Source organism: Moorena sp. SIO3I6 (assembly GCF_010672095.1).
In genome coordinates this window covers 1-7,742 of sequence record NZ_JAAHHU010000237.1, presented here as the reverse complement: position 1 = coordinate 7,742, position 7,742 = coordinate 1, and the positions used below count along the sequence as shown (strand labels likewise).

The window sequence follows — 7,742 nt, the reverse complement described above, 5'->3', positions numbered from 1 at the left end:
AGGTAGAGTTATTGGGATTTGCTCCGTATCATGCGATCGCTAAATCCCTAGACCCTTTACCCCTAGAACAGCTTGAATCTCTCGATACACTAATTGACAAGATTGATTGGATTAAGAAATCGGTGAGGGTAACCCAATGGTTTGAGGAACTATTTCAGGCAGATTGGCAACCACCAGCCTCACTGCTACCTGAGTATAGGTACAGGTCTAGTTTCAAAACCGTTACTTCCTTCAGAGGATCTGAGTTAGGTATCAAGCGGCGCTCCAACCAAGAACCGAGGATACAGGCTTTAAGGGGTAATGACAGATCAACGATGCGAGCCAAGCTAATGGACTTAGCTGGTCAAGGGGTAGTCTTGCTGCTGCAAGTGAATTTCCAACCTCCTGATACTGAAGATATCGATATTTTTATGCGGCTATATCCTGCGGGGGATGCAATGTATTTACCACCAGATTTGCAGGTGAATTTACTGGATGAATCGGGAAAGTCTTGTATGAAAGCTCAAGCTGGAAAAACTAACGACAAGATCCAAATTGATTTCAGTTGCCAACCAGAGGAACGATTCAGTGTCAGATTAAAATTGGGAGATATAAGTATCACGGAAAAATTTATAATTTAGGTAAGCTATCAGCTATCAGCTATCAGCTATCAGCTTATGCGCTACGCGCACGCGTGCGCGTTCAGCTATCAGCTATCAGCTATCAGCTTTTGAATAAAACAGGTAAGCATTAGTTTAATCTGAGTTACGTTAGCTGACCACTGACCGCTGACCATCGGAGTTGTAAAATCAAGAGGAAAACCCACCCCACGGTCGAGGTGGGGTGTGGCCTTATTTAATTAATTTGGCAAATGTTCACTAAACTCATCTAGGGAGTTAACCGTTAATGCTGTTGCCATCAACTCTTCTAATTGTTCGAGAGTTAAGGCTTGAATTCTGACGGATATCTCGACAGGAATCTCTGAAAATCGCAGTTTAAGGATGCGCTCTAAACTCCCTCGACGTTCTTGTTTGATTCCTTGTTCAATCCCTTGTTCAATCCCTTGTTCAATCCCTTGTTCAATCCCTTGAGCAAGACCCTCTTGTAAAATCTCTTGATACCAGGGTGATTCTCGTAATACTGTCATATCCCACCTCATGATTTGTTGAATTAAGGGTATTTCTTCTTGATGCAGTCGCTCATGGGGGAAACCCCCAAGACCGCGCTGCATCGCTAATACAAAACTAGCAAAGAACGCTAAGAGCGGTTCTAGTTGATTTAAGGTTTGATCCGCTCGTAGCGCCTGCACCGCTGACCGCAATTTCGATTCACTACCACCTCCAAATAAGATCGGGACAAATGGAAATAAGGGAGGCAAAGGTTGTCCTAATACTAATTCAGCCTCTACTTCCCAGAGATTAATTACCCGATAATCTTGACGGGCTTTTAATCCCATGAATTCCTTGTCGTAACAGTCTTCAATGGTTACTGTGGATGGGGGCGGCAAGATATTAATTAATACCGGATAAGCGGATAGGTTGTATTTTTCCTCAGCTAAAGCGACATAATTGCGCATTCGCTGAGGCATGTTCTGGTCATAGCGTAGTTGTAATTCATTGAGAATCAGAAATTCCGAGTGTTCAGGACTAGACGCTTTCACAATCACATCGCTTTCGCGACTAATCCATTGAAACTCAGCATCAAGTAACTGAGATGCCCGCACTTGGGGATTACCGGTTACCCATTGCACCCAAGCATTAGGAGCGAGACTGATTAGGCGTTTGCTACCAATATCTGCACGTTTTGCCATACAATACAATTGATCGAATCAATACTAATTTTTGAGTTACGCCCACCCCACGGTCGAGGTGGGGTGTGGCCTTATTTAATTAATTGGGCAAATGTTGAGTAAACTCATCTAGGGAGTTAACCGTTAAGGCTGTGGCCATCAACTCTTCTAATTGTTCGAGAGTTAAGGCTTGAATTCTGACGGATATCTCGACAGGAATCTCTGAAAATCGCAGTTTAAGGATGCGCTCTAAACTCCCTCGACGTTCTTGTTGGATGCCTTGTTCAATCCCTTGTTCAATCCCTTGTTCAATTCCTTGTTCAATCCCTTGTTCAATCCCTTGTTGGATGCCTTGAGCAAGACCCTCTTGTAAAATCTCTTGATACCAGGGTGATTCTCGTAATACTGTCATATCCCACCTCATGATTTGTTGAATTAAAGGTATCTCTAGCACAAAACTAGCAAAGAACGCTAAGAGCGGTTCTAGTTGATTCAAGGTTTGATCTGCTCGTAAAGCCTGCACCGCTGACCGCAATTTTGATTCGCTACCACCTCCAAATAAGATTGGGACAAATGGAAATAGGGGAGGCAAAGGTTGTTCTAATACTAATTCAGCCTCTACTTCCCAGAGATTAATTACCCGATAATCTTGACGGGCTTTTAATCCCATGAATTCCTTGTCGTAACAATCAACAATTGTGACTGTGGATGGGGGCGGCAAGATATTAATTAATACTGGATAAGCGGATAGGTTGTATTTTTCCTCAGCTAAAGCCACATAATTGCGCATTCTCTGAGGCATGTTCTGGTCATAGCGTAGTTGTAATTCATTGAGAATCAGAAATTCTTGATGTTCAGGACTAGAAGCTTTGACAATCACATCGCTTTCGCGACTAATCCATTGAAACTCAGCATCAAGTAACTGAGATGCCCGCACTTGGGGATTACCGGTTACCCATTGCACCCAAGCATTAGGAGCGAGACTGATTAGGCGTTTGCTACCAATATCTACAGGTTTTGCCATACAATACAATTGATCGAATCAAGAATAATTTTTGAGTTACATCCAGGACTATTTCTGGAATCAAACTAAAATTTGATTAGTGAAGAGCTGGGCTTTTCAGACTTCCTGTTTCTTAAGATTCTTCGTCTTTTGACTCGCCGTCATTAGACTCGCCGTCCATAGGGTCTCCTAAATCGAAGATAATAATAAATTTTTCATCAGGCATCAGCCGTTTAAGGGCCTGCAAGTGACCCTCAGCGTCAGAACGGTTGCGAAAACGACGAACAACCATCCGCTGCATTTTAGGCAATAGGCGAATGAGCGCCCATGGATATAGGCGTTGAGAGTACGACATAAAATATTAGGTATCTCCTTAACTGGGGCTCCAGAGCCAGCCTGTAGCCGAGAGAAACTGTCGGCTGGCTCTTACCGTGGAACGTTTTAGCGTCCACGGTATTTTTATAGTAACACAAATAATCTTTTATTATAACATATTTTGAAAACTTTTGTAACAATTTTTTTAGGGAATCGGGAGTCGGGAATCGGGAATCGGGAGTGGGGAGTCGGGAATCGGGAGTGGGGAGTCGGGAATCGGGAGTCGGGAATCGGGAGTGGGGAGTCGGGAATCGGGAGTGGGGAGTCGGGAATCGGGAGTGGGGAAAAATCCTGTGTACCCAACTAATTAATTAGTTAATTTTTGTAGATAACTATATGTGATGGGAGCTTGGAGCCGCTACGGGATTGACCTTTGGTCACGCTACGGGATTGACCTTTGGTCACGCTACGCGATGCTCCTTTGGAGCCGCTACGCGATGCTCCTTTGGAGCCGCTACGCGAACGCATCCACCGAGTATCCTAAACTCTTCCGTTTCTTCCCGATTCCCGACTCCCGATTCCCGATTCCCGATTCCCGATTCCCGATTCCCTAAAATTGCCAATTTCTCTTTTATCCCTTAAACTAGTATTATCGGAATAGTTAAGGGAGAGTCCACTGATGAACAAGTGCGTTGGAACTACTGAAGCGGCATCTCTATTAGGAATTTCTTCTCGACGATTGCGCCAACTCCTAGAGAAGGGTCGGGTCCGGGGTGCCTATAAAAGCGGGAAATTCTGGATTATTCCTCTGTTCAACCATTTGCCACAAATTACTAAAGGTAATCGTGGACCCAAGGGGAAATGGCGCACTAGTCGTCCGCCAGCTTTAGCGAAGATTAATGTCAATCGCAATCACATTGGCTCGAATATCAAGAAAAGCCCCAAAGACCGGAAGCCAGTGATTTCAGTAAAACGAAAGGGCACTAATCTCTACGGTAATGAAGTCGAAATCCTTGGTCCTTGTAAGATTGTTTATCAGCCGGATAATCCACTGGATTGTGGCGCTCGTTTGTGGATCGAAACCTTCAGTGATATTCACTTTATTGGTGGTAGTTTTCCGGCTATTAGCTAAGTCTTTCAAGGCTTTGCGACTATTCAAAATTATCTATTTCATGATTTGGTGCAGCATCAAGACATTGAAGTATGGAAGCGCGATCGCTAGTAAGCATTCAGCCGTCAGCTGTCAGCCGTCAGCTTATTTTATTCAAAAACTATAGTTATTGTAGGGTGGGCAAATGACAGAATTCCAGATTAAATTTTGATTGGCTTGGTATTTGCCCACCCTACGCCACTGCCGTGGTTTCCCCCAAGACCGCGCTGCATCGCTTTCTTATCCCCCACACCCCACACCCCACAACCCACACCCCACACCTGAGGTCTTTGTTAAAAACCTACCCCTGTGAGCTCCCCGCGCCCCCGTCCCTATTGCCGCTGTAAGGCATGTAAACGGAAACTTAAGCTAACATTTATTTATCGACTTCAATATAAATACTGAAATTAATGACTTATCTATTAACAGAGGCTTTTCAGAAAGCACAAAATTTACCAGAAGAGATACAAAACGAACTTGCTCATCAGTTAATCGAAGATATTGAGAATGAACTTAAATGGCAAAAAACATTATCACAATCTCAAACCTCTTTCCTAGACGAATTAGCCCGTAAAGCATTAAATGAATCTAAAATAGGGGAAACGAAAGTTATGGGTTTTGATGAATTATGAAGTCAGAATGTAAGGATTCAGCCGTCAGCGGTCAGCGATCAGCCGTCAGTTATTGTAGGGTGGGCAAATCGACCCCTAGTGGTAATTAAAAATTAATAATTAAAAATTAAAAATAAAGCTTGTAGGGTGGGCAAATCGACCGGATTCCAGATTACATGGTCAGTGTAATTATCAGGATTTGCCCACCAAACCCCGCAGCTTCTAGCAGCTTGTAGGGTGGGCAAATTGACCCGATTCCAGATATTGTTGTCAGAGGATAAGCATTTGCCCACCCTACGCCTGAGAGCTGAGAGCTGATAGCTGATAGTAATTATCAGGATTTGCCCACCAAACCCCGCAGCTTCTAGCAGCTTGTAGGGTGGGCAAATTGACCCGATTCCAGATTACATGGTCAGCTCAAAGATCAGGATTTGCCCACCAAACCCCGCAGCTTGTAGCTTGTAGGGTGGGCAAATTGACAGAATTCGAGATATTGTTGTCAGAGGATAAGCATTTGCCCACCCTACGCCTCAGGGAAGGTGGGCAAATGGACTTGTAGCTTGTAGGGTGGGCAAATTGACCCGATTCCAGATTACATGGTCAGCTCAAAGATCAGGATTTGCCCACCAAACCCCGCAGCTTGTAGGGTGGGCAAATCGACCGGATTCCAGATTACATGGTCAGAGGATAAGCATTTGCCCACCCTACGCCTCAGGGAAGGTGGGCAAATGGACTTGTAGCTTGTAGGGTGGGCAAATCGACCGGATTCCAGATTACATGGTCAGATGATCAGGATTTGCCCACCAAACCCCGCAGCTTGATGGGTGGGCAAATTGACAGGATTCGAGATATTGTTGTCAGAGGATAAGCATTTGCCCACCCTACGCCTGAGAGCTGAGAGCTGAGAGCTGATAGTAGCTTGTAGGGTGGGCAAATCGACCGGATTCCAGATTACATGGTCAGATGATCAGGATTTGCCCACCAAACCCCGCAGCTTGTAGGGTGGGCAAATCGACCGGATTCCAGATTACATGGTCAGATGATCAGCATTTGCCCACCCTACGCCTCTACCCATTCCCGATTCCCGATTCCCGATTCCCGATTCCCGATTCCCGATTCCCGATTCCCGATTCCCGATTCCCGATTCCCGATTCCCCATTCCCCACAACTAAAACCAGCCTTCTATCTCTTCGTTTGTCAACATTTTCTTCAACTTAAGATATTCCCGTTTTGTTGCTTCATAGATATGTTCCATGTTCACGGCTTCATCGGCGGCGGCGGCCAAAAAAGCGGCATTTAGGGCAATATTGCGAATATTTCCGCCAGCTACATTGAGTTGACCGAGTTTCTGGTAATTTAAGTTAAGGGTTGGGGTCATAGCTGGAAAAATGCGCTGCCAAATTTGGGTACGGATTTCGGCTTGGGGAAAAGGAAACTCGACCACAAAGCGAATGCGGCGCGAAAAGGCACTATCGAGAGCGCTTTGGAAATTGGTGGTCAATATAGCCAACCCTTGATAGGCTTCCATACGTTGCAGCAAATAGCTGACTTCGATGTTAGCGTGGCGGTCGTGACTGTCTTGAACTTGGGTACGCTTACCAAACAGGGCATCGGCTTCGTCAAACAGCAGAATAGCACTACCGGTTTCAGCAGCATCAAAGATCCGCCGCAGATTCTTTTCGGTCTCACCAATATATTTACTGACTACTCTACTTAGGTCGATGCGATAAAGATCCAGGCGAAATTCCTGGGCTAATACCTCTGCTGCCATGGTTTTACCAGTACCGCTAGCCCCGTAAAATAGGGCGCTGATGCCCAAACCCCGGTCGCCTTTTTGGGCGAAACCCCATTGCTGATAGACTTTATACTGGTGTCTGAGATGAGTGGCAATATCGCTCAGAAGCAGCCGTTGTGGGGTAGGTAATACCAGATCGTCCCAGGTAGCCGTAGCATTGATAGGTTGCGCTAAGTGATCTAATTGATTACGGGCGAAATGGCGGCAGAAATCCCATAATTGAGTTGATTGGTGGGTTTCGTCTTTGTGATTTTTGCCCCCATTATCCGAGATCCCCCTTCCGTCCCCCTTAAAAAGGGGGAAACCAGAGGAGGCTTCGCTATCCGAGATCCCCCTTCCGTCCCCCTTAAAAAGGGGGAAACCAGAGGAGGCTTCGCTGTTTGTTATTTGGGGATTTTGATATCGGTTTTCCCCCAATGTTGGGGGGCTAGGGGGGCTAGATCCGGGATTTTGTGGGAATTTTGAATTTTGAATTTTGAATTGATCACAGGCGGCTTGAATAGTAGCAGTATTGAGGTTAAACTGCACGGCGATGCGCTCAATTTGACCGTTAAGTTCTGCTGCTGCTGACCCGAGATGGCTTTCCCACAGGTCATATTGTTCCTGGTGGCTCAATGGGGGGATGTCTAGGTTAACAACAGTCCGCTGACAGTCAATTTTTCGGTCTTTGCTGCTGAGGATTAAACGAGTATTGTTACTATCAATAAATTTGCTCAGAGCATACTCCCGCCCTGGCTCAGAAAAATTATAACTATCGCAGTCAATAAACAGGACACTATTGCATAGTCTTGCTTCCCTTTGCCAACGCTTCCCGAGTTGGTAGACTAACTGGGGCTTGGTGGTCAGAGCGGCAGGTTCTAGAGTATGTAACTTTAACCCCAAATCCTGACAAGTGGCGGAGGCAATTTGGTATTTAGTGCTTCGATCCGAGCCAGATAATTGCACCACGGGATAGCTATTTCTCCCCTCGCCCCCAGACCAAATGCTTATCAATTGCGACCCTATACTTAACTGAGAGGGAGGCAAAAAAACCGGGTTAGTCTGAGGCGGTTGGGGTATGATCTTGCCTGCTAATTCCTGGTCTGTGGCATCGTATCCTA

The 7,742-nt window shown here is 45.6% G+C and carries 11 protein-coding genes; 5 read left to right on the top strand and 6 right to left on the bottom strand.

Going from position 1 to position 7,742, the window contains the following annotated elements; genetic code table 11:
- Window positions 1–620: DUF1822 family protein (locus F6K49_RS32495; RefSeq protein WP_293103297.1), on the top strand; the 620-nt coding region annotated here is incomplete at its 5' end.
- Between the two features lie 218 nt (window positions 621–838).
- Here F6K49_RS32495 and F6K49_RS32490 read toward each other — a convergent pair.
- From F6K49_RS32490 to F6K49_RS32475, 4 genes are all read right to left on the bottom strand, one after another.
- Complete coding sequence (locus F6K49_RS32490; RefSeq protein WP_293103294.1) at window positions 839–1,789, bottom strand: DUF4351 domain-containing protein; 951 nt, start codon at window positions 1,787–1,789, stop codon at window positions 839–841.
- Window positions 1,790–1,868: 79 nt separating this feature from the next.
- Window positions 1,869–2,792 (bottom strand): Rpn family recombination-promoting nuclease/putative transposase, encoded by a 924-nt coding sequence (locus F6K49_RS32485; protein WP_293103291.1) that lies wholly within the window; start codon window positions 2,790–2,792, stop codon window positions 1,869–1,871.
- Between the two features lie 112 nt (window positions 2,793–2,904).
- Window positions 2,905–3,126 (bottom strand): hypothetical protein, encoded by a 222-nt coding sequence (locus tag F6K49_RS32480; RefSeq protein ID WP_293103288.1) that lies wholly within the window; start codon window positions 3,124–3,126, stop codon window positions 2,905–2,907.
- Window positions 3,127–3,230: 104 nt separating this feature from the next.
- On the bottom strand, window positions 3,231–3,449 hold the full coding sequence (locus F6K49_RS32475) for a hypothetical protein (protein WP_293103285.1): 219 nt from the start codon (window positions 3,447–3,449) through the stop codon (window positions 3,231–3,233).
- 38 nt (window positions 3,450–3,487) lie between these two features.
- Here F6K49_RS32475 and F6K49_RS32470 point away from each other — a divergent pair, with 38 nt between their 5' ends.
- The 3 genes from F6K49_RS32470 to F6K49_RS32460 all read left to right on the top strand — a co-directional run bounded on the left by F6K49_RS32470 (window position 3,488) and on the right by F6K49_RS32460 (window position 4,868).
- Window positions 3,488–3,700: a hypothetical protein gene (locus tag F6K49_RS32470; RefSeq protein ID WP_293103282.1), complete on the top strand. Its 213-nt coding sequence runs from the start codon at window positions 3,488–3,490 to the stop codon at window positions 3,698–3,700.
- A gap of 65 nt (window positions 3,701–3,765) precedes the next feature.
- Entirely contained in the window at window positions 3,766–4,218 is a 453-nt protein-coding gene (locus F6K49_RS32465; protein WP_293029792.1) for a helix-turn-helix domain-containing protein, read from the top strand.
- Window positions 4,219–4,646: 428 nt separating this feature from the next.
- A complete protein-coding gene (locus F6K49_RS32460; protein ID WP_293038423.1) occupies window positions 4,647–4,868 on the top strand; it encodes a hypothetical protein in 222 nt (73 codons plus the stop codon).
- Window positions 4,869–4,960: 92 nt separating this feature from the next.
- Here the strand turns inward: F6K49_RS32460 and F6K49_RS32455 are convergent, their stop codons facing one another.
- On the bottom strand, window positions 4,961–5,140 hold the full coding sequence (locus F6K49_RS32455) for a hypothetical protein (RefSeq protein ID WP_293103279.1): 180 nt from the start codon (window positions 5,138–5,140) through the stop codon (window positions 4,961–4,963).
- Between the two features lie 709 nt (window positions 5,141–5,849).
- Here F6K49_RS32455 and F6K49_RS32450 point away from each other — a divergent pair.
- Window positions 5,850–6,065, top strand: coding sequence for a hypothetical protein (locus tag F6K49_RS32450; RefSeq protein ID WP_293103276.1), 216 nt, complete (start codon window positions 5,850–5,852; stop codon window positions 6,063–6,065).
- Here F6K49_RS32450 and F6K49_RS32445 read toward each other — a convergent pair.
- A partial coding sequence (locus tag F6K49_RS32445) for an ATP-binding protein (protein WP_293103273.1) occupies window positions 6,016–7,742 on the bottom strand: 1,727 nt, incomplete at its 5' end. The genes F6K49_RS32450 and F6K49_RS32445 overlap by 50 nt on opposite strands.

Bases quoted from the DNA above. Each gene is read 5' to 3' on its own strand.
- F6K49_RS32490 (WP_293103294.1), bottom strand. From the start codon at position 1,789: ATGGCAAAACGTGCAGATATTGGTAGCAAACGCCTAATCAGTCTCGCT.
- F6K49_RS32485 (WP_293103291.1), bottom strand. From the start codon at position 2,792: ATGGCAAAACCTGTAGATATTGGTAGCAAACGCCTAATCAGTCTCGCT.
- F6K49_RS32480 (WP_293103288.1), bottom strand. From the start codon at position 3,126: ATGTCGTACTCTCAACGCCTATATCCATGGGCGCTCATTCGCCTATTG.
- F6K49_RS32470 (WP_293103282.1), top strand. From the start codon at position 3,488: ATGGGAGCTTGGAGCCGCTACGGGATTGACCTTTGGTCACGCTACGGG.
- F6K49_RS32465 (WP_293029792.1), top strand. From the start codon at position 3,766: ATGAACAAGTGCGTTGGAACTACTGAAGCGGCATCTCTATTAGGAATT.
- F6K49_RS32460 (WP_293038423.1), top strand. From the start codon at position 4,647: ATGACTTATCTATTAACAGAGGCTTTTCAGAAAGCACAAAATTTACCA.